The following is a 311-nucleotide window of genomic DNA, read 5'->3' on the forward strand; positions in this document are numbered from 1 at the left end:
ATTTCTTCAAAGAAACGCTGGCTTTACTGCCCCAAAGGCTGATAGTTAAGGGAGTTCGTATGGATAAAGGGTTCTTTGATGATAAGAACTTCACCTTTTTCGAAGATAACCAGATCGAATATGTCTGTAAAGTACCTCTAAAACAGAGCATCTACAAAATTATTGCCTATCTTGATGACCAAAAAGCATGGCAGCGCCTGGATGCCAAGTATGATATGGCTGAGATAACAGTACCCCTGCCCACCTGGAAAAAGGCCAGACGGTTCGTTTTTATCCGGGAAACCGTAGAGTTGAAAAGTAACGAACCATGC

At 42.4% G+C, this 311-nt stretch carries 1 pseudogene; it reads left to right on the forward strand.

The features are described from left to right. Window positions 1-311: pseudogene (locus IT084_RS17805) on the forward strand (IS1380 family transposase); the annotation flags it as partial.

The organism is Desulfallas sp. Bu1-1 (assembly GCF_015594625.1).
Taxonomy (GTDB): domain Bacteria; phylum Bacillota; class Desulfotomaculia; order Desulfotomaculales; family Desulfallaceae; genus JADNRQ01.